The 18,588-nt window shown below is 42.3% G+C and carries 19 protein-coding genes; 1 reads left to right on the top strand and 18 read right to left on the bottom strand.

Annotated features, from left to right (window positions below; all coding sequences use genetic code 11):
• Window positions 1-6: 6 nt before the first annotated feature.
• The 18 genes from NST24_RS07920 to NST24_RS07835 form a co-directional block, all read right to left on the bottom strand.
• Complete coding sequence (locus tag NST24_RS07920; protein ID WP_008344839.1) at window positions 7-393, bottom strand: YlqD family protein; 387 nt, start codon at window positions 391-393, stop codon at window positions 7-9.
• 103 nt (window positions 394-496) lie between these two features.
• Complete coding sequence (locus tag NST24_RS07915) at window positions 497-742, bottom strand: KH domain-containing protein (protein WP_012009937.1); 246 nt, start codon at window positions 740-742, stop codon at window positions 497-499.
• Complete coding sequence (gene rpsP, locus NST24_RS07910; protein ID WP_003212139.1) at window positions 742-1,014, bottom strand: 30S ribosomal protein S16; 273 nt, start codon at window positions 1,012-1,014, stop codon at window positions 742-744. The genes NST24_RS07915 and rpsP overlap by 1 nt, the downstream gene beginning before the upstream one ends.
• 105 nt (window positions 1,015-1,119) lie before the next feature.
• Window positions 1,120-2,463 (bottom strand): signal recognition particle protein, encoded by a 1,344-nt coding sequence (gene ffh, locus NST24_RS07905; RefSeq protein ID WP_008344842.1) that lies wholly within the window; start codon window positions 2,461-2,463, stop codon window positions 1,120-1,122.
• A gap of 13 nt (window positions 2,464-2,476) precedes the next feature.
• Entirely contained in the window at window positions 2,477-2,809 is a 333-nt protein-coding gene (locus NST24_RS07900; protein WP_008344844.1) for a putative DNA-binding protein, read from the bottom strand.
• Window positions 2,810-2,950: 141 nt separating this feature from the next.
• Window positions 2,951-3,937 (bottom strand): signal recognition particle-docking protein FtsY, encoded by a 987-nt coding sequence (gene ftsY / locus NST24_RS07895; RefSeq protein WP_017359097.1) that lies wholly within the window; start codon window positions 3,935-3,937, stop codon window positions 2,951-2,953.
• Between the two features lie 21 nt (window positions 3,938-3,958).
• Window positions 3,959-7,519: a chromosome segregation protein SMC gene (gene smc, locus NST24_RS07890; protein WP_046343525.1), complete on the bottom strand. Its 3,561-nt coding sequence runs from the start codon at window positions 7,517-7,519 to the stop codon at window positions 3,959-3,961.
• Window positions 7,520-7,624: 105 nt separating this feature from the next.
• Window positions 7,625-8,368 (bottom strand): ribonuclease III, encoded by a 744-nt coding sequence (gene rnc / locus NST24_RS07885; RefSeq protein WP_017367233.1) that lies wholly within the window; start codon window positions 8,366-8,368, stop codon window positions 7,625-7,627.
• Between the two features lie 184 nt (window positions 8,369-8,552).
• Window positions 8,553-8,786 carry an acyl carrier protein gene (acpP, locus tag NST24_RS07880; protein ID WP_003212028.1) on the bottom strand — a complete coding sequence of 78 codons (234 nt, stop codon included), beginning with the start codon at window positions 8,784-8,786 and terminating at the stop codon, window positions 8,553-8,555.
• A gap of 81 nt (window positions 8,787-8,867) precedes the next feature.
• Entirely contained in the window at window positions 8,868-9,611 is a 744-nt protein-coding gene (fabG, locus tag NST24_RS07875; RefSeq protein WP_008344855.1) for a 3-oxoacyl-[acyl-carrier-protein] reductase, read from the bottom strand.
• Complete coding sequence (gene fabD / locus NST24_RS07870; RefSeq protein ID WP_046343522.1) at window positions 9,611-10,555, bottom strand: ACP S-malonyltransferase; 945 nt, start codon at window positions 10,553-10,555, stop codon at window positions 9,611-9,613. Before fabD ends, fabG begins: the two co-directional genes overlap by 1 nt.
• Before the next feature lie 15 nt (window positions 10,556-10,570).
• Entirely contained in the window at window positions 10,571-11,569 is a 999-nt protein-coding gene (gene plsX / locus NST24_RS07865; protein ID WP_342462510.1) for a phosphate acyltransferase PlsX, read from the bottom strand.
• A gap of 15 nt (window positions 11,570-11,584) precedes the next feature.
• Window positions 11,585-12,151 (bottom strand): transcription factor FapR, encoded by a 567-nt coding sequence (gene fapR / locus NST24_RS07860; protein WP_008344859.1) that lies wholly within the window; start codon window positions 12,149-12,151, stop codon window positions 11,585-11,587.
• Window positions 12,152-12,263: 112 nt separating this feature from the next.
• The gene (gene recG, locus NST24_RS07855) at window positions 12,264-14,312 is read right to left on the bottom strand and encodes an ATP-dependent DNA helicase RecG (RefSeq protein ID WP_342462509.1); all 2,049 of its coding nucleotides are present in this window, start codon (window positions 14,310-14,312) and stop codon (window positions 12,264-12,266) included.
• Window positions 14,290-15,192 carry an L-serine ammonia-lyase, iron-sulfur-dependent, subunit alpha gene (sdaAA, locus tag NST24_RS07850; protein ID WP_024720342.1) on the bottom strand — a complete coding sequence of 301 codons (903 nt, stop codon included), beginning with the start codon at window positions 15,190-15,192 and terminating at the stop codon, window positions 14,290-14,292. Before sdaAA ends, recG begins: the two co-directional genes overlap by 23 nt.
• A 20-nt stretch (window positions 15,193-15,212) precedes the next feature.
• Window positions 15,213-15,875: an L-serine ammonia-lyase, iron-sulfur-dependent subunit beta gene (gene sdaAB, locus NST24_RS07845; protein WP_017367229.1), complete on the bottom strand. Its 663-nt coding sequence runs from the start codon at window positions 15,873-15,875 to the stop codon at window positions 15,213-15,215.
• Between the two features lie 147 nt (window positions 15,876-16,022).
• Window positions 16,023-17,696 (bottom strand): DAK2 domain-containing protein, encoded by a 1,674-nt coding sequence (locus NST24_RS07840; protein ID WP_017367228.1) that lies wholly within the window; start codon window positions 17,694-17,696, stop codon window positions 16,023-16,025.
• Window positions 17,697-17,711: 15 nt separating this feature from the next.
• Window positions 17,712-18,074, bottom strand: a complete 363-nt coding sequence (locus NST24_RS07835) for an Asp23/Gls24 family envelope stress response protein (RefSeq protein WP_008344871.1) — start codon at window positions 18,072-18,074, stop codon at window positions 17,712-17,714.
• 271 nt (window positions 18,075-18,345) lie between these two features.
• On the opposite strand from NST24_RS07835, the gene rpmB reads away from it, so the two are divergent.
• Complete coding sequence (gene rpmB, locus NST24_RS07830; protein ID WP_003212514.1) at window positions 18,346-18,534, top strand: 50S ribosomal protein L28; 189 nt, start codon at window positions 18,346-18,348, stop codon at window positions 18,532-18,534.
• Window positions 18,535-18,588 lie beyond the last annotated feature (54 nt).

Below are 18,588 nucleotides of genomic sequence, written 5' to 3'. Positions count from 1 at the left end.
CTATAATCACCCCTGACGTATTTCCACAATGGTGCCGTCTTTCACGACGATGACATTGTCTTGCATTTTGTCATCCCATTTATCACCTATTTTTACTTCAATCAGCGCATCCACTTCTGTTTCTTTCATTTCACTGCCAAGAGGCAAGATATGCAGCTGCTCGACTTGAAAGTCAATTTGCCTCATTTTCTCTTGTCTTTTTTCAATGGCTTTTTGAAATTGAGGGATGGCTTCTTGCTGATGTGGTTCTTTTTCATGCTTTTTTAGTTGAAAATATAGTTGATTGCACTCACGTTCTAGTCTTTCTTTTTTCTCCAAAAAAGTCGTTAACAGTTTGTCCTTACTGCTTTCAGTTAATACTTGCATGACGGTGACATGTTGAATGATCTGCATCTTCCTTTTTGTCCCCCTATCCGAAGGCATTTGTCCTCTACAGTATAACGAAAAATAGATTTAAACGTGTAAAAAAAGGGGAGGTCCTAAGCCCTCTCCCTTTTTAGTCAGCAATCTCAAGTTGAACTTTCTTAGAAGACTCTGCACTTGCTGCAAACATGACTGTTCGTATCGCTTTAGCTGTACGTCCCTGCTTTCCGATCACTTTTCCGGTATCTTCAGCATTGACAGACAGTGTGTAAATGACCTGCTCATCTTTTTCTAATGAAGATACGTGAATATCTTCAGGGAAATCAACAAGTGGCTCGACGATGGACACAATCAATTCTTCCAAGGACAGCTCATTCATTATTTGCTGTTTTTCGCATTATGAAATTTTTCAAGAATTCCTTGGCTTGAGAAAAGGTTACGAACTGTATCAGATGGTTTCGCACCATTTTGAAGCCATTTAAGCGCTAATTCTTCGTTGATTTTCACCTCAGCTGGTGATAACACTGGATTGTATGTTCCAACTGTTTCGATGAAACGACCGTCACGTGGTGAACGAGAATCTGCTACAACAATACGATAGAAAGGAGATCTTTTTGATCCCATACGTTTTAAACGAATTTTTACTGCCATTTTACTAGCACCTCCGAAAATATTTCAACAAGATAGTATATTAACAATGATAAAAGGGTTTGTAAAGTGTTTTTTCTTAACAACGGTTTTATCATGTATAACCAATTACATAAATGGTAATTTAAAGCCGCCTTTTTTCTTTCCTTTGGACATATTGGTCATTTGCTTCATCATCTTTTTCATTTCGTCAAATTGTTTTAAAAGGCGATTGACTTCCTGTACAGATGTTCCGCTTCCTTTTGCAATCCGTTTTCTGCGGCTTGCATTGATGACCTCTGGCTGTTCTTTTTCTTCGGTCGTCATTGATTTAATGATCGCTTCGATGTGATTGAGCTGCTTTTCGTCTACTTGGACGTTTTTGAGCCCTTTCATTTTACCGGCTCCCGGCATCATTTGGATCAGTTCATCAAGTGGACCCATGTTGCGAACCTGCCCAAGCTGCTCGAGGAAATCATCGAGCGTGAAGCTCATTGTCCGCATTTTTTGTTCAAGCTCTTTCGCTTTATCTTGGTCAACGTTTGCTTGTGCTTTTTCAATAAGCGTGAGCACATCTCCCATGCCAAGAATTCTCGATGCCATCCGCTCTGGATGGAATGGTTCAATTGCATCAAGCTTTTCACCTAGTGCGGCGAATTTAATCGGCGTATTTGTGACTGCACGAATTGATAGTGCTGCCCCGCCTCGCGTATCACCGTCTAGTTTTGTCAGAACGACACCTGTTAAACCAAGCTGTTCATTAAAGCTTTTTGCGACATTGACAGCATCTTGACCAGTCATCGAGTCAACAACGAGGAAAATCTCTTCTGGATTTGCGACTTCTTTTACTTTCTGAAGTTCATCCATTAAGTCTTCATCAATATGAAGACGTCCTGCTGTATCTAAAATGACATAATCATGATGTTCTTCTTTCGCTTTTTCAATTGCCTGTTTGGCAATTTCGACAGGACTAACTTGATCACCTAATGAGAATACGGGCATATCAAGCTGTTTCCCAAGCGTTTGAAGCTGCTGGATCGCTGCTGGTCTGTAAATATCAGCGGCCACCATCATCGGCTTGCGATTATGTTTTTTGCGAAGTAAGTTGGCAAGCTTTCCAGTTGTGGTCGTTTTACCTGCCCCTTGAAGACCAACCATCATAATGACAGTCGGAGATTTTTTCGCTACAGCGATTTTACTCTCTTCCCCGCCCATTAATTCAGTGAGCTCTTCTTTTACAACTTTAATGACCTGTTGTCCTGGGGTAAGACTTTGCATGACCTCTTGTCCAACTGCCCGCTCGCTTACTTTTTTCACAAAGTCTTTGACTACTTTAAAATTGACGTCAGCTTCAAGAAGGGCAAGGCGTACCTCGCGCATCATTTCTTTTACATCTTGCTCTGACACTTTTCCTTTGCCGCGGATTTTTGAAATCGTCTGCTGCAGTCGGTCGGCTAATCCTTCAAATGCCATACTGTGCCGCCTCCTAATCTAATTTCTCAAGCGATTCAATTAAAGCTTCTGCTTCTTCCTTTTGCGCGGAATCTGCTACAAGCTCTCTCATTTTTGTGAGAAGTTCTTTACGCTCTTTAAATTTCTTAAACAAGAGCAGCTTTTCTTCATATTGTTCAAGCATCGCTTCAGTCCGTTTAATATTATCATAAACAGCCTGTCTTGATACTTCATATTCATCCGCAATTTCACCGAGGGAAAAATCGTCTAGGTAGTAAAGCGACATGTAGCTCTTTTGTTTTGCGGTCAACAACGATTGATAGAAATCAAACAAGTAGTTCATTCTCGTTGTCTTTTCAAGCGTCATGGGCTCTCTCCCCTTTGTTAAGTTCATTCCCTTTACAACAACTAAGTTTACACGGTTCTGATCTATGTGTCAAGTTTTTATCTTGTCACTTCCTGCGGCGATATTTAAATAAAAAAGCCGGCAGTTTTGCCGGCATTTTGATTAGTCTTCTTGATCAATCATGTCTGAGAATAATCCGTACACATACGATTCAGCATCGAACTCTTGCAGATCGTCTACTTTTTCACCTAATCCGACAAGTTTTACAGGGATGTTGAGCTCATTGCGAATGGCAAGAACAATCCCGCCTTTTGCAGTACCGTCAAGCTTTGTTAAAGCGATACCTGTCACGTTTGTCGCTTTAGAAAATTCCTTCGCTTGCGCCATCGCATTTTGACCCGTTGTCGCATCAAGGGCAAGCAGTACTTCGTGCGGTGCATCGGGCACTTCGCGCTCAATGACTCTCTTGACCTTCTCTAGCTCTTTCATCAAGTTGACTTTGTTTTGCAGTCTGCCTGCTGTATCACAGATCAAGACATCTGCTTTTTTGGCTTTAGCTGATTGAACAGCATCATAGATGACCGCTGCCGGGTCAGAGCCTGCTGTTTGTTTAACGACAGGAACACCAGAGCGCTCGCCCCATACTTCAAGCTGCTCAATCGCCCCCGCACGGAACGTATCACCTGCTGCTAAAATGACGGATTTCCCTTCATTTTTTAGCTTGTTTGCCAGCTTACCAATGGTTGTGGTTTTACCGACACCGTTCACGCCTACGAATAAAATAATATTTAAACGGCCGTCTTCAATGTTCAGTTCAGAGATTTGTTCCTCACCGCTATTGTAAATCTCCACGAGTTTTTCAGAGATGACTGCTTGTACTTCACTTGGGTCTTGAATGTTTCTTAATTTCACTTCTTTTTTCAGCTCATCAATCAGTTCCATCACAGTCGTGAAACCAACATCCGCACCGATTAACACTTCTTCTAGTTCTTCAAAAAAGTCTTCATCCACTTTACGATAGCGAGAAATGAGTTCATTTACTTTTCCCTGAAACGAATTTCTCGTTTTTTCAAGTCCATCTTTAAACTTTTCTGATACTGAATCGGTTTGCTGCGTAAATTTTTCTTTTAATTTCTTAAAAAAGCTCATGGGTTCAAAAACCTCCTTTAATTACTGGACAAGCTCTTTCGTTTCCTCTAGTTTGACAGATACCAGTTTTGAGACACCTGACTCCTGCATCGTGACACCGTACAGAACATCTGCTTCTTCCATGGTTCCTTTTCGATGTGTAATCACAATGAACTGTGTTTCTTGGCTGTATTTCTTTAAATACTGGGCAAAGCGGAACACATTCGCTTCATCAAGTGCCGCTTCTACCTCATCTAGCACACAGAATGGAACTGGTCTCACTTTTAAGATCGAGAATAATAAAGCGATGGCTGTTAATGCTCTTTCTCCGCCTGAAAGCAGGCTTAGATTTTGCAGCTTTTTCCCCGGCGGCTGCGCCACAATATCGACACCTGAGTTTAGTAAATCGTTTGGATCTGTCAACTTAAGGTCTGCTCTTCCTCCGCCAAATAATGCTTGGAAAACAGATTCAAAATGCCCGCGGATTTGAGAGAATGTCTCAGAGAAACGTTTCGTCATCTCCTGATCCATTTCTTCAATGACTTGGAATAACGTATTTTTCGCTTCTGTCAGATCATTGCGCTGTTCAGTTAAGAAGAGAAAACGTTCATTCACACGTTCATACTCGTCAATGCTGCCTAAGTTCACTGTTCCAAGCTCTTCAATGGCTAGTTTGATCAATTTCACGCGTTTTCTTGCTTCATCCGGCGATAGCGTCAGATGATACATTTCTTTTGCTCCTTCAAACGAAAGGGCATACTCTTCGTTTAAATAGGCGATGAGGTTATCAAGTTCAACTTCCATGCGGCCAAGCTTGATTTCTTCATCTTTTAAGCTTGTCGTGAGCTGTTTATACAGGCGTTTTTGCTCTTTCAGTTCACGTTCAGCGAATTCTAATGTTTCAGAAAGAGCCAGGCGCTGTTTGCGTCGCTCTGAGATAAGCGCTGTCGTTTTGTTTTTATGCTCCAGTTTCTCTTTTGCCGCTTCTTCCAGTTGTTCGGCGCCGCTTGAGCTGGATGACATTTCACTTGTTAAGAGGGACAAATCTTCTTTTGTTTCCGTCAGCGTCTTTTCAGCCTCTTCTAATTCAGCCGTTAAGCTCGACAGTTTTTCTTGTTCATTTGCTAAAGACTGCTCTTTTTTGGCAAGCGAGATTTTCAGCTCTGTTAATTCGGAAGAAATGGTTTCTTTCGTTGAGCTTTGGGTCTGCTTCCGTTTTGTTAACGTGTTGATCTCTTCGTCAAGAGAGGTCAGTTTCTCACCTATAGATGTTTCAAGGGCTGCCTGCTCTTTATCCTTGCTCGCAAGTTCGCTAGAGCGCTGCTGCAACTCTTCTTTTTCTTGATCATAGAGCTCTAGATGAGCGTTAATATTTTTTTCAGCTACTTGCAGTTCATATAATGTCCCTTTTAACTCTTGCTGCTTTTCTCGAAGCATTTCGCCGCGCTGACGCAATTCATTTAATTGGACTTCGCTTTCGGCAATCGATTGCTTCGTTTCTTTTGTTTCTTTTTCAAGGATCGTTGTTTTTTCTTCCATTTCAACGAGCTGCTTTGTTAATGTTTCAATCTCTCGGTTTCTGGAGAGGAGGGAATTGTTCTTTTTCTTTACGCCTCCCCCAGTCATTGAACCGCCTGGGTTCACCACGTCCCCATCAAGGGTCACGATACGATAACGATGTCCAAGCATTTTCGCTAGCTCGTTGGCACCTTTTAAGTCTTTCACGATTAGGACCGTTCCAAGCAAATTCCGAATGACTTTTTCATACTTTTCATCAAAGGAAACGAGCTGACTCGCTACGCCGATAAATGCGTCATGCTGCTCAGCTGTTTGAATATCTCTGAACTGAATGGTTCGTTCTTTGATGACGTTCATTGGCAGGAAGGTCGCACGCCCAAAGGAATGCTGCTTTAAGTATCCAATGGCCTGTCTGGCAGCCGCTTCATTTTCAGTAACGACATGCTGCGTGGCTGCGCCAAGTGCAATTTCAATCGCTGTTTCATGTTGCTGCTCTGTTTGAATCAGCTCTGCAATCGCCCCGTGAATACCGCCTAACCGGTCCTTTGCCTTTAAAACCTCTTTCACTCCTTGGAAAAATCCTGAGAAGTCTTCCTGCATGGATTCAAGCATTTCTTTTTTAGATTTTGCCTGCTGTACATATTGATAGGCTTGGTAAAGTGCCGTTTCTTTTTTCTCGTATTGACGTTTCATCTGCTCTAGCTTTTGTTCCGCTTCTCTAAAGCGTTTCACCTGAGCCAAAATGTCTTCTTCTCGTTCTGAAAGTTGCTTCTCGGCTTCTGTTTTCTTTTCCTTCACAGATACCCGTTCTTCGATATGTTTCTGATTATTTTGCGTTAACCGCTCTAGCTGCAAGGCAGCTTGGCGCTGCTGTTCTTCTAGTAATGTACGTTCGTTTCGGATAGAAGCTTGCTCGTTTAATAGGTCAAAATAATCGCTTTTCAGCTGTTCAATTTGCCCTTCCACATCTTCACTATGAAGAGACAGCTGATGCTGTTTTGTTTTCACTTCATCTTTTAGCTGCTGCACTTCTGTTTGCAGGCTGTCACGTGTGACTTTCTGCTGTTCAATCTTTTCCGTTAACAACGCCTGTTTTTCGGTTAAACGCACGAGCGTATCTTCTAGCTGACCTTGGTTAGCGGCCGCATTTTTTTTCCGTTCTTTTAGAACTTCTTTTTTCCCTTCAAGCTTTTCTAGTTCTTCACTTGTGAAAAGGAGGACTTCTTGAAGGTCATGAATCGAATCGTCAAGCGCCTGAATACGGTCTCTCGATTCTTCGATTTTGGCTTCCTTCGCTTGAATGTCTGTGGACTGCTTCATTTCATCTTGTTTGAACCGCTCGACAGCTTCACCAAGTGTTGTCCATTTTTTGTGCAGTGCTTCAATATCATGGACGGTGAGAGCAATTTCTACATTTTCAAGTTCTTCTTTCTTTTGCAAATAGTCTTTTGCAATAGATGCCTGCATTCTTAGTGGTTCTACTTGATCTTCTAGTTCATGCAGAATATCTTCTACCCGGTTTAAGTTGTCCTGCGTTTCAAACAGTTTATTCTCGGCTTTTTTCTTTCTTGTTTTATATTTCAGGACACCAGCTGCTTCTTCAAAGATGCTACGTCTTTCTTCAGCTTTACTCGATAGAATCTCTTCTACCTTACCTTGGCTGATGATCGAAAAAGCTTCTTTTCCAAGACCTGAATCCATGAAAAGATCAATAATATCCTTTAAGCGGACAGATTGATTGTTAATGAGAAATTCACTTTCTCCAGAACGATAGACTCTTCTTGTCACACTGACTTCGTGAAAATCGATCGGCAAAAAGTGATCTTCGTTATCGAGCGTTAATGTCACTTCTGCTAAGTTGACTCGTTTTCTTGAGTCACTTCCTGCAAAAATGATGTCTTCCATTTTTCCTCCGCGGAGGCTTTTTGCTGATTGCTCTCCAAGTACCCAGCGGATCGCATCAGTAATATTACTTTTGCCGCTTCCGTTTGGTCCAACAACAGCTGTAACCCCTTTGACAAAGTCTACAGTCACCCGCTGTGCGAAAGATTTGAATCCTATCACGTCTAAACGTTTGAGGAACATGAGAGTGATCCTCCTTATGTATTTAAAGTACTATTATCTTACCATATGAACTGAAAAAAGATGATGGAAAACAGAGTGAAATCCCCCTGAATCACGAGGGGGATTTTATTGGTTCATATGATGTTTCTGTAATTTAGCAAGTGCTTCCTGTGCAGCATGCTGTTCCGCTTCTTTTTTTGAACGGCCATTTCCAATTCCGAGCACTTCTCCTCTAAGGGATACATTGGCTTCAAATTCCCGGTTATGTGCTGGGCCTTTTTCATGCAGGATTCGGTATTCAAGTACACCTTTTCCATCTCGCTGAACAAATTCTTGAAGCTGGCTTTTAAAGTCCATGACATGTGAGAATGCCCCGTCATTAATTTTCGGGTACACATAGGCTTCTAGGAATCGTTCAACAGGCTCAAGTCCTTGATCTAAATAAAGCGCTCCGATAAACGCCTCAAATACGTCTGCTAAGAGTGCCGGACGCTTTCTGCCGCCTGTCATTTCTTCCCCTTTTCCTAAAAGAACAAGGTCTCCGAAGGACAGCTCATGTGCTAATGACACAAGTGATGGCTCACATACGATCGCCGCTCTCAGTTTTGTTAAATCTCCCTCGCTCATGGCTGGATACTTTGCAAATAAGAACTGTGAGATCGTTAATTCTAAAACAGCGTCCCCTAAAAATTCAAGTCTTTCATTATCCTCATAAGGTTTTTTCCGATGCTCATTCACATAAGAGGAATGTGTAAAGGCTTGATAGAGTAGTTTTTCATTTTTAAAGTGTACAGAAATGCGCTGCTGAAATTCTCTGAATTGCTCTAGTTTTTTGCTCTGTTTCTGTTTGTCTTTATAGTGTTTTGGCATAGCAACCTCCAGGTAGGCGTCATCGCCTTTAAGGATACTGATTATATGGAGTCTCTCTTTCTACATGCAAGGAAACCGTGCTCCTTAGCATCTGAAAAAGGCTGACAATTGATCAGCTGAATATGTTGAAACTAACATAAATTTTCAAAGTCCCGCCATGAAAATAGACGGGACTTTGTTACGCTTATTGCTGGCTATTTATGTAGTTCACAGCGTCACCGACTGTTGCAATTTTTTCAGCATCTTCGTCAGAAATTTCCATATCGAACTCATCTTCAAGTTCCATAACTAGCTCAACTACATCAAGGGAATCAGCGCCTAAATCTTCTTTAAATGAAGCTTCCATTTTCACGTCAGCCTCATCAACGCCAAGGCGGTCTACAATAATTTTTGATACACGCTCTAATACGTCTGCCATTGCCTTTCACCTCCCCTCAAAGTATTATAGTTGATTCGTTTTTAAAAAACTAGAGAAAACGTAACGAAATTTTGATATTTCTTAGGACATAACCATTCCGCCATCCACTTGGATGGTTTGGCCTGTAATATAACCTGCTCCTTCTGAAGCTAAAAAGACAACAACGTTGCTTATATCTTCAGGCGCACCAAAGCGTGCGAGCGGGATTTGCTTCAGCATTTCTGTTTGAACATTCTCATCAAGCTTGTCAGTCATATCAGTAGAAATAAAGCCTGGTGCTACGGCATTGACTGTAATATGACGGCTGGCCAGCTCTTTCGCTGTTGTTTTCGTTAAACCGATCACACCAGCTTTTGCTGCAACGTAGTTTGCTTGTCCAGGGTTTCCGCAAACGCCGACAACAGATGCTACATTGATGATTCTTCCGCTGCGCTGTTTCATCATTTGACGTGTCACAGCTTTTGTACAGTTGAAGACACCTTTTAAGTTTATGTTAATGACATCATCCCATTCATTTTCTTTCATTCTCATGAGCAGGTTGTCCTTTGTAATTCCAGCATTATTCACAAGAATGTCGATTGAACCAAATGTATCAACGGCTTGTTTCATTAATGCCTGTACTTCTTCTGCATTTGACACATCCGCTTTGACAGCAAAAGCCTGCTGGCCAAGTGCTTTGATCTCATCTACGACTTCATTTGCTTTTGCTTCGTTGCCTGAATAGTTCACCACAACATTGGCACCTTTTTTCGCCAAATCGATCGCAATCGAACGACCAATACCGCGAGATGCACCTGTGACAACGGCTGTTTTATTTGTAAGCATCAAGAATCCCCCTTGAGTGTTTGAATGGCTGCTTCAATTGTTTCTTGATCTGATACGGAAATGGTCGTCAGGCGGCGATTGACTTTTTTCACAAGACCTGAGAGCACTTTACCAGGACCAATTTCAATAAATGTTGTCACACCTAAGTCAATCAGGCGTTCTACACTTTCTTCAAATCGAACAGGAGAATACAATTGTTCAATCAGCTTCGTTTCAATTTCATTACGTGATGTCACGATGTCTGCTGTTACGTTTGAAATGACTGGCGTCGCGGCATCAGAAATGTCTAATTTAGATAATACATCTGTGAATTTTTCAGCTGCTGGTTTCATTAATGCAGAATGGAAAGGTCCACTCACTTCAAGTGGAATTGCACGTTTTGCGCCCTTTTCTTTCGCTTTCTCTGATGCAAGTTCCACACCTTTTGCTGTACCAGAGATGACGATTTGGCCCGGACAGTTTAAGTTCGCAAGTTCTACAAGATGACCGCTTTCTGTCACTTCTTTTGTCACTTCTACAAGCGCCGCTTGGTCTAAGCCAAGAATCGCCGCCATTGCGCCTTCTCCTGCTGGAACGGCTTCATTCATTAATTCGCCGCGCTTTCTCACTGCGAAAACGGCATCTTTAAACGAAAGAGCTCCCGCTGCAACAAGGGCTGTATATTCACCCAGGCTGTGCCCTGCTGCATAATCTGCTTTGATTCCGCTCTCTTCAAATTTCTTTAAGATCGCGATGCTTGTCGTTAAAAGAGCTGGCTGTGCATTATATGTCAGCGTCAGTTCTTCTGCATCTCCTTCAAAAATCATTGAAGATAAATCAAAACCAAGGGTCTGATCTGCTTCTTCAAACACAGCTTTAGATGCTGCTTCTTGGTCAAATAAATCTTTTCCCATGCCAATTTTTTGAGAGCCTTGGCCTGGGAATAAAAAAGCAATTTTACTCATGCTGCTCTACCTCCATTACGACTCATTCGTGTCTTCTTTTTGAACTTCTTGATGAATGATAGCTGAAACGTCTTTTTTAACGATGTCGCGCGCCTGACGAATGGCATGAAAAATCGCATTTTCATCAGAGGAACCATGCGCTTTAATAACGGGTGCTTTTAAACCAAATAATGCGGCACCACCATATTCGGAGTAATCCATTTTAGATTTCATCTGCATTAATTTTGGCTTCATCATACCTGCTGCTATTTTAGCTGTGAAGCTGGATGTTAAGGTTTCTTTCAGCATTTTAAAAACAGAAAGGGCTGTGCCTTCGATCGTTTTAAGGGCGATATTCCCAGTGAAACCATCTGTGACAACGACATCAGCTACACCCTCTAATAAGTCACGCGATTCTACATTTCCTACGAAATTCAAATCTGATGCTTTTAATAATTCAAAGGTTTTTTTCGTTAAATCGTTGCCTTTTTTATCTTCTGTCCCGACATTTAAAAGTCCAACGCGTGGATTGCTCTTCGGGAAGACATGCTCTACGTAAATAGATCCCATCATGGCATATTGCACAAGATGCTCTGGCTTTGCATCAACGTTTGCGCCGACATCCAACAATAAGAACCCGCTGCCATCAAGTGTTGGCAACGTCGGAGCAAGTGCTGGTCTGTCAATGCCATCAATTCTGCCTACGATAAACAGGCCTGCTGTCATGAGAGCCCCAGTATTTCCAGCTGAAATACAGGCATCTGCTCTTCCTTCTGAAACTTCCTGCGCCATTTTCACCATAGAAGAATCCTTTTTACGTCTCACTGCACGCACTGGCTCATCCGTTGGTTCAATGACTTCTTTTGCATCTAAGATAGTGATGCGTTCATGATTTGTTATGTATGATTTGATCTTGCTTTCATCGCCGACTAGTGTAATCTCGATATCTGAAAATGCTTCTAAGCTTTTTTGCACACCGTCAATAATGGCTTTAGGGGCATGATCTCCCCCCATTGCATCGACTGCAATTCTCATGTTATGTGCCACCTTTTACTTTTGTTTTGAGCGATACATGACGAAATCGCCTGAGAAGACAACTTCCTCACCTACATAGCTGTTTACTTCAACTACCGTTCTGCCTTTTTCTTTATCATGTGAGGCAACTTTGGCTTTTGAGACGACTCTTTCGCCTTGTTTGACCTGCCTTGTAAACTTAATATTTGCTTTTGCTGTCAAAGCCAGTTCATCGTCGATGACGGCTACTGCCAGCGAATTTGCCTGGGCAAAAAGATGATGTCCCCTGGCAATTTGGTTACGGCTGAATACATGCTCTTTTCTTACTTCAAAAATGGAAATCGCTTGATCATCAAGCTCTACATCAATCATTTCTCCAATAACTTCATCCAGCGGAAGAGACTTCACTTCATCCTCTAATGTCTTTTCGGCCACGTGCTTAATTCGTTCGCGTAACTCAGGGATTGACAGCTCCAAACGGTCAAGACGAACTGTTTGAATGCTTACACCGAACTTACTTGCCAATTCTTCATCAGTAATGAACGGAGTCGAGCTGATCGTTTGCTGGAGAAGCCTTTGTCGTTCTTTTTTATTTAGTTTCATATGCAGACACCATCCGTACATTTATGACTAGGTACTAATAGTAGTATATAATCTCATAGATGATAAATCAATCCTTGTTTCAAAAAGACAAGAAAATTCCTCCAGCACTTGATCAGCTCAATTTATCTCCGCCGAGCACACCGCTGTCTACGAGTGTTTGCCTAAGTTCTTTGTATTCAGGGTCTGTCCAAAAGGCTTCAGACTGCACGAGCTCTGCCGCATCTTTTCTAGCGGTTTCAAGCGCCCTATAGTCATGAACCATATCTGCCACTTTAAATTCAGGCATTCCGCTTTGTTTCTTGCCAAAGAAGTCGCCAGGGCCTCTTAGTTCTAAGTCCTTTTCAGACAGTTCAAAGCCATCTGTTGTTTCAGACATGATCCGCATGCGCTCTTTACCGGTCTCTGATTTAGGGTCCGCCATTAAAATACAAAAAGATTGATGCTCTCCGCGTCCGACTCGGCCTCTTAACTGATGAAGCTGTGACAGTCCAAAACGGTCCGCATCATAAATGACCATGATGGTCGCATTTGGCACGTTGACTCCAACTTCAACAACTGTCGTTGACACAAGGATTTGCACTTCATTGGAAGTGAAATCTCTCATCACTTGATCTTTTTCATCACTTGCAAGTTTCCCATGCATTAAGCCGATCGACCATTTTCCGCGATACGCCTCTGTCAGCATGCTGTGAACATCAATCGCATTTTGGACATCCAGTTTGTCTGATTCTTCTATAAGTGGACAAATAATATACGCTTGTCTGCCTTTTCTCAGCTCTTTATCAACAAAAGCAAGAATCCGCTCAAGCATGTCATGCTTCACCCAGTACGTTTCAATCTGCTTTCGGCCAGCTGGCAGCTCATCAATGACAGAAACGTCCATTTCTCCAAATACTGTGATGGCAAGCGTTCTTGGAATAGGCGTTGCGGTCATAAACAAAACATCTGGGTCCTGCCCTTTGCTTCGGAGTTTTTTCCGCTGTTCCACGCCGAACCTGTGCTGTTCATCTGTAATAACAAGACCAAGCTGCTGAAATTCCACTTCGTCCTGGATAAGGGCATGCGTACCGACTAATATATCGATTTCGCCCTCTTTCAGACGTTCAAGCAGTTCTCTGCGGCGCTTGCCTTTCACTGAACTTGTCAAAAGAGCAATATTTAGTCCCCATTTTTCAAATAGTTGATACAGTGAATCGGCATGCTGTTCAGCCAAGATTTCAGTTGGCACCATCAGCGCACCTTGAAAGCCGGATAAATGAGCGGCATAAAGGGCAATTGCCGCTACAGCTGTTTTCCCCGATCCAACATCCCCTTGAAGAAGCCGGTTCATCCGGTACGGGGATGCCATATCTGACATAATTTCATCCAGCACTCTTGATTGTGCTTTTGTCAACGGGAACGGCAGGCTATGAACAAACTCAAAGACCGCCTCTTTTGAGAACAGATGCTGGATGCCTGATGTTTTTTCTCGTTCTTTTTTTCTGATCGCCTGCATCTTCAGCTGAAAGATGAGAAATTCCTCGTACACGAAGCGTCGTCTTGCTTGCTTGAGCGAGTCTCTCGTTTCAGGGAGATGAATGGTTTTTAGTGCTTCTTGATAAGACATGAGTTTATAAGCAGCTACAAGCTGCTTTGGCAGTGGATCTTCTGCATGATCTACATAGAGTGACAACGCTTGTTTCACAAAACGCCTCATCATTTTCACGGTTACATTTTCTTTGACCGAATAAACAGGTTCTATACTGCCATCTTGTTCGTGTGTTCCTTTTTTAAATTCCTGAACCATAATGGATTGCCGGTTTTTATCCCACTTCCCTGTGACGGATACCGTATCGCCTAAAACAAGACTTCGTTTTAAATAAGGGCGATTGAAGCATATGGCTGTAATCAAAAAACGACCGACAAGCAGCCTGAATGTCAGCCTGCTTCGTTTTTTTCCATAATAGGTGAGAACGGGCTCACTGTGCACTTTTCCTTCAACTGTGACACGTTCGTCATGCCTGACTTCTTCTAAGTTGCGAAGCTCATAGTCGTCATATCGATAAGGAAAGTAGCCGAGTAAATCGGCTACTGTGTAGATTCCAAGTTCATTTAGTGTTTTTTCTGTTTCTTCTCCAATCCCTTTCAAGGCAGAGATCTTATCTTGCAATTTCTGTATCACGAGATGAGGTCACACCTCCGAAAATCTTCTTTTCAAGCTCCCTTGCTGTCGGTGTTGCAGCTAGTCCGCCTTGTGCGGTCTCACGAAGAGCGGTTGGCATCGTTTGACCAATTTTGTACATCGCATCAATGACTTCATCACAAGGGATGCGGCTTGTAATGCCGGCAAGTGCCATATCTGCTGCAATCATCGCATTAGAAGCGCCCATTGCGTTTCGTTTCACACATGGCACTTCCACAAGTCCTGCGACTGGATCGCAAACAAGACCTAGCATATTTTTTAGGGTGATGGCCATGGCTTCAGCGGATTGCTGCGGCGTACCGCCTGCCATTTCTACAATGGCTGCTGCTGCCATACCTGATGCAGATCCTACTTCTGCCTGACAGCCGCCTGCTGCACCAGAGATACTTGCGTTATTGGCGACAACAAAACCAAATGCACCAGATGTAAATAGGAATCTGACCATTTGTTCCTTTGTTGGCTTTAATGTTTCTTTCACCGCAAAGAGCGTTCCTGGCACAACACCTGCTGAGCCAGCTGTAGGCGTTGCACAGATCGTTCCCATTGCTGCGTTCACTTCATTTGTTGCCACTGCCTTACTGACAGCATCTAAAATGGTATGACCAGACAATGTTTTGCCTGATGCGATATATGCTTGAAGTTTCACCGCATCCCCGCCTGTTAAACCAGATAATGATTTCACACCTTTCAGTCCGTTTTCAACGGCCTGTTCCATCACTTCTAGGTTGCGGTACATCTGCGAGAAAATGTCTTCACGTGACTTCCCTGTCACTTCCATTTCTTGAGTAATCATAATTTCTGAAATGGAGGTATTCCGTTCTTCTGTTAGCTGCACGAGTTCTTTGACGTTTTTAAACATCATACATAACCTCCTTGTTGTTACTCTGCAATTTGTGTGACTTGAATAATGTTTGGCAGCGTCTCAAGCTCTGTTAAAACCGCTGGATCAATATTTTGATCCACTTCAATCGTCATGAGTGCTTCTTGCCCGACCTCTTTACGTGCCACTTCCATATGACCAATGTTGATGGCGAATTTCGCTAACACATTGGCAACTGCTGCAATCGTCCCGTAACGGTCGTTATGAACCACAAGAATGGCCGGGTGATTCCCTGAGAGTCTCAGTTCAAAGCCATTTAATTCTGTGATTTCAATTTTACCTCCACCAATGGAAATCCCGATTAATTCAAGGCTTCCATTCGCATCTGAAATTTCTACTTTTGCTGTATTTGGATGCGCTGGCACCGCATCTTCTTCTTTAAACTCAATGTCGATTTCTTTGCTTTTTGCAATATCGATCGCTGTTTTAATTCGTTCATCAAATGTATCAAAGTCAAGAACACCGCCGATAATGGCTACATCTGTCCCGTGTCCTTTATACGTATCTTTAAAAGAGCCATAAAACGATACAGTAATTCGTTTCGGTTCTCTTCCGAACAAGCTGCGAGCCACTCTTCCAATACGAGCCGCACCCGCCGTGTGCGAACTTGATGGACCAATCATGACGGGTCCAATAATATCAAACACACTTCTAAATTTCATAGGTCTTCCCCTCTCATCACCAATCACATTGGTTTGTTACTCCCTTTAGACTAATGGATTCATTCGATTCCCGCAACTCATTTCACGAATGAACACATAGTAAAAAAATGCAAAAGAATAAGAAGGGCTTCATGTGCCCTTCTTTCTTTATTCAACAGCCAAAATATATGAATAAAGCGGCTGTTTTCCATCGTGGACTTCAACTTCTACATCTTCAAATGTTTCTTCAATATATGCTTCTAAAGCTTCCATCTCATCAGATGATGCATCTTCCCCTTTGATGATTGTGACAATCTCATCATCTTCTGTCACCATTTGGGTCAAAAGCTCTTTTGCTGCATCTAATTGATTTTTAGCTGTTAAGGTGATTTTTCCATTGTATAGGCCCATATAATCGCCTTTGGCAATGTCGATCCCATCAATTTGAGTATCTCTCACTGCAAAGGTAATTTGACCGCTTTTCACATGATCAATCGCTTCTAACATCGCTGCTTCATTGTCTTCATTTGAAGCTGCTTCATTTAGAGAAAGAAGTGCCGACATTCCTTGAGGAACGGTCTTTGTCGGAATAACAACGACCTCACGACTTGAGACAGTTGCCGCCTGTTTAGCTGCCATGACAATATTAGAATTATTAGGTAAGATAAAGACGGTTTCGGCATGAATGCTATCAATTGCTTTGACAATGTCTTCTGTGCTCGGATTCATTGTCTGTCCGCCTTCAATGACGACGGATGCTCCGATACTTTTAAACAAGTCAGCAATCCCTTCTCCCATTGCGACACTCACTACTCCAAAACGCTGTTTTTCAGCAGCTGTTGCTTTTGGTGCAGCAGGCGAGTGATCTTTTTCTTCATTGACGATCGAGCTATGCTGCTCTCTCATGTTTTCAATTTTCATATTAATTAAGCTGCCGTAGCGCTGTGCATATGATAAGACATCTCCTGGCTGCTCTGCATGAATATGAACTTTTGCAAGCGTATCATCAGATACCACAAGAAGTGAATCTCCGAATTCGCTTAATTCTTCTCTGAAGGCATTTTCGTCAAAGGACTGTTTGTCTTCTTCGAATTTCACCATAAATTCTGTACAATAGCCAAATTCAATATCTTCTGTGTTCATATGGCTTTGTGCACTTTTATGATGCTCTGCACTCACTAATTCTTTTAATGTTGGCAAAGAGGCCGTTTTAGGAGGAAGCTCTTCTCCTCTTAATGAAGCAAGGAAACCTTCATATACACAAAGAAGTCCTTTACCGCCGCTATCTACAACGCCGACTTCTTTTAAAACAGGAAGGAGATCTGGTGTGCGGTCTAGTGATGCTCTTGCTTCCTCAATCGTTAATTCAAGCACACGATCGATTTGGTCTTCTGTTGCTGAAACAGCAACCGCTTTCTTTGCTGCGTCTTTTGCAACCGTTAAGATGGTTCCTTCAATCGGTTTCATGACGGCTTTATATGCTGTATCAACACCGGCCTGCAAGGCAAGCGCAAATTCTTTTGCATCAATTGTTTCTTTTTGTTCTATATTTTTGCTAAAACCTCTGAAGAGCTGAGACAGGATCACACCTGAGTTTCCTCTTGCCCCCATTAACAGCCCTTTCGACAGAGCCACCCCGACCTTACCAATGTGATCGGTATTTGTTTCTTCAACTGCTTTTGCCCCTGAAGTCATTGACAAATTCATATTTGTCCCCGTGTCTCCGTCTGGCACTGGAAAAACATTTAACGCATCAACAATTTGTGCGTTTTGAGAAAGATGGTGAGCACCTGCAAGAATCATTTTTGCAAATGAGCGGCCACCCAGATTTCTAATAGACAATATATTTCCTCCTTACTACGGGTTCGTAACTTTTACTCCTTGTACATAAATGTTGACTGAGTCAACTGAAAGTCCAATCGTGTGATGAATCGTATATTTGACTTTCGTTTGAACATTATGTGCGACTTCTGATATTTTTGTACCGTAGCTGACGATGATGTACATATCAATATGAATGCGATCTTCTTTTTGACGCACAAGAACACCCCGGCTGAAGTTCTCTTTGCGGAGAATATCCGTCAAGCCGTCCTTTATTTGATTTTTGGACGCCATGCCAACAATACCATAGCAATCGATCGCAGCGCCTCCTGCCACCATTGCAATGACTTCATTTGATATATCAATTTGTCCGTATTTCGTTCTAAGTTCAATGGACACATTGGTTCCCCCTTTTTGAGAAATTGCCCTGAGTTATCACTATTTTACTATAAGACCCTTCTTTTTAAAAGAAATCATTCAATCCGACCCAATCCTACTTATACTATAGCCTTGATTTTTTATCAAGATGTCAAGGTATTTTTCTTGAAAGAGGAGTAAACAATCCTTGCAAACCCCTTGAAGCTGTGGTAAATTATTAAAGTATCTTGAGGCATCTCTAAGTACGTATATGAAGAATATGATGATGTTTTCGCAGTTAGGAGGGAAACAAATGGCACGTAAATGCGTTATTACAGGCAGAAAAACAAAAGCTGGGAACAACCGTTCTCACGCAATGAACTCTACAAAACGTACATGGGGCGCGAACCTTCAAAAAGTTCGTATTCTAGTGGACGGTAAGCCTAAAAGAGTATATGTATCAGCTCGAGCTTTGAAATCTGGTAAAGTTGAGCGTGTATAAGCAAGAGTAAACGCCTGCTACATTTAACTGTAGCAGGCGTTTTTATGTGGAAAT

This window comes from Bacillus sp. FSL R5-0286 (assembly GCF_038593245.1).
GTDB lineage: Bacteria > Bacillota > Bacilli > Bacillales > Bacillaceae > Bacillus > Bacillus altitudinis.
Note: the sequence above shows the minus strand (reverse complement) of the source record. Positions and strands in the feature narration are given on the sequence as shown.

Bases quoted from the DNA above. Each gene is read 5' to 3' on its own strand.
- NST24_RS07920 (WP_008344839.1), bottom strand. From the start codon at position 393: ATGCAGATCATTCAACATGTCACCGTCATGCAAGTATTAACTGAAAGC.
- NST24_RS07915 (WP_012009937.1), bottom strand. From the start codon at position 742: ATGAATGAGCTGTCCTTGGAAGAATTGATTGTGTCCATCGTCGAGCCA.
- rpsP (WP_003212139.1), bottom strand. From the start codon at position 1,014: ATGGCAGTAAAAATTCGTTTAAAACGTATGGGATCAAAAAGATCTCCT.
- ffh (WP_008344842.1), bottom strand. From the start codon at position 2,463: ATGGCATTTGAAGGATTAGCCGACCGACTGCAGCAGACGATTTCAAAA.
- NST24_RS07900 (WP_008344844.1), bottom strand. From the start codon at position 2,809: ATGACGCTTGAAAAGACAACGAGAATGAACTACTTGTTTGATTTCTAT.
- ftsY (WP_017359097.1), bottom strand. From the start codon at position 3,937: ATGAGCTTTTTTAAGAAATTAAAAGAAAAATTTACGCAGCAAACCGAT.
- smc (WP_046343525.1), bottom strand. From the start codon at position 7,519: ATGTTCCTCAAACGTTTAGACGTGATAGGATTCAAATCTTTCGCACAG.
- rnc (WP_017367233.1), bottom strand. From the start codon at position 8,368: ATGCCAAAACACTATAAAGACAAACAGAAACAGAGCAAAAAACTAGAG.
- acpP (WP_003212028.1), bottom strand. From the start codon at position 8,786: ATGGCAGACGTATTAGAGCGTGTATCAAAAATTATTGTAGACCGCCTT.
- fabG (WP_008344855.1), bottom strand. From the start codon at position 9,611: ATGCTTACAAATAAAACAGCCGTTGTCACAGGTGCATCTCGCGGTATT.
- fabD (WP_046343522.1), bottom strand. From the start codon at position 10,555: ATGAGTAAAATTGCTTTTTTATTCCCAGGCCAAGGCTCTCAAAAAATT.
- plsX (WP_342462510.1), bottom strand. From the start codon at position 11,569: ATGAGAATTGCAGTCGATGCAATGGGGGGAGATCATGCCCCTAAAGCC.
- fapR (WP_008344859.1), bottom strand. From the start codon at position 12,151: ATGAAACTAAATAAAAAAGAACGACAAAGGCTTCTCCAGCAAACGATC.
- sdaAA (WP_024720342.1), bottom strand. From the start codon at position 15,192: ATGTTTAAAAACGTCAAAGAACTCGTGCAGCTAACAGAAGAACGGAAT.
- sdaAB (WP_017367229.1), bottom strand. From the start codon at position 15,875: ATGAAATTTAGAAGTGTGTTTGATATTATTGGACCCGTCATGATTGGT.
- rpmB (WP_003212514.1), top strand. From the start codon at position 18,346: ATGGCACGTAAATGCGTTATTACAGGCAGAAAAACAAAAGCTGGGAAC.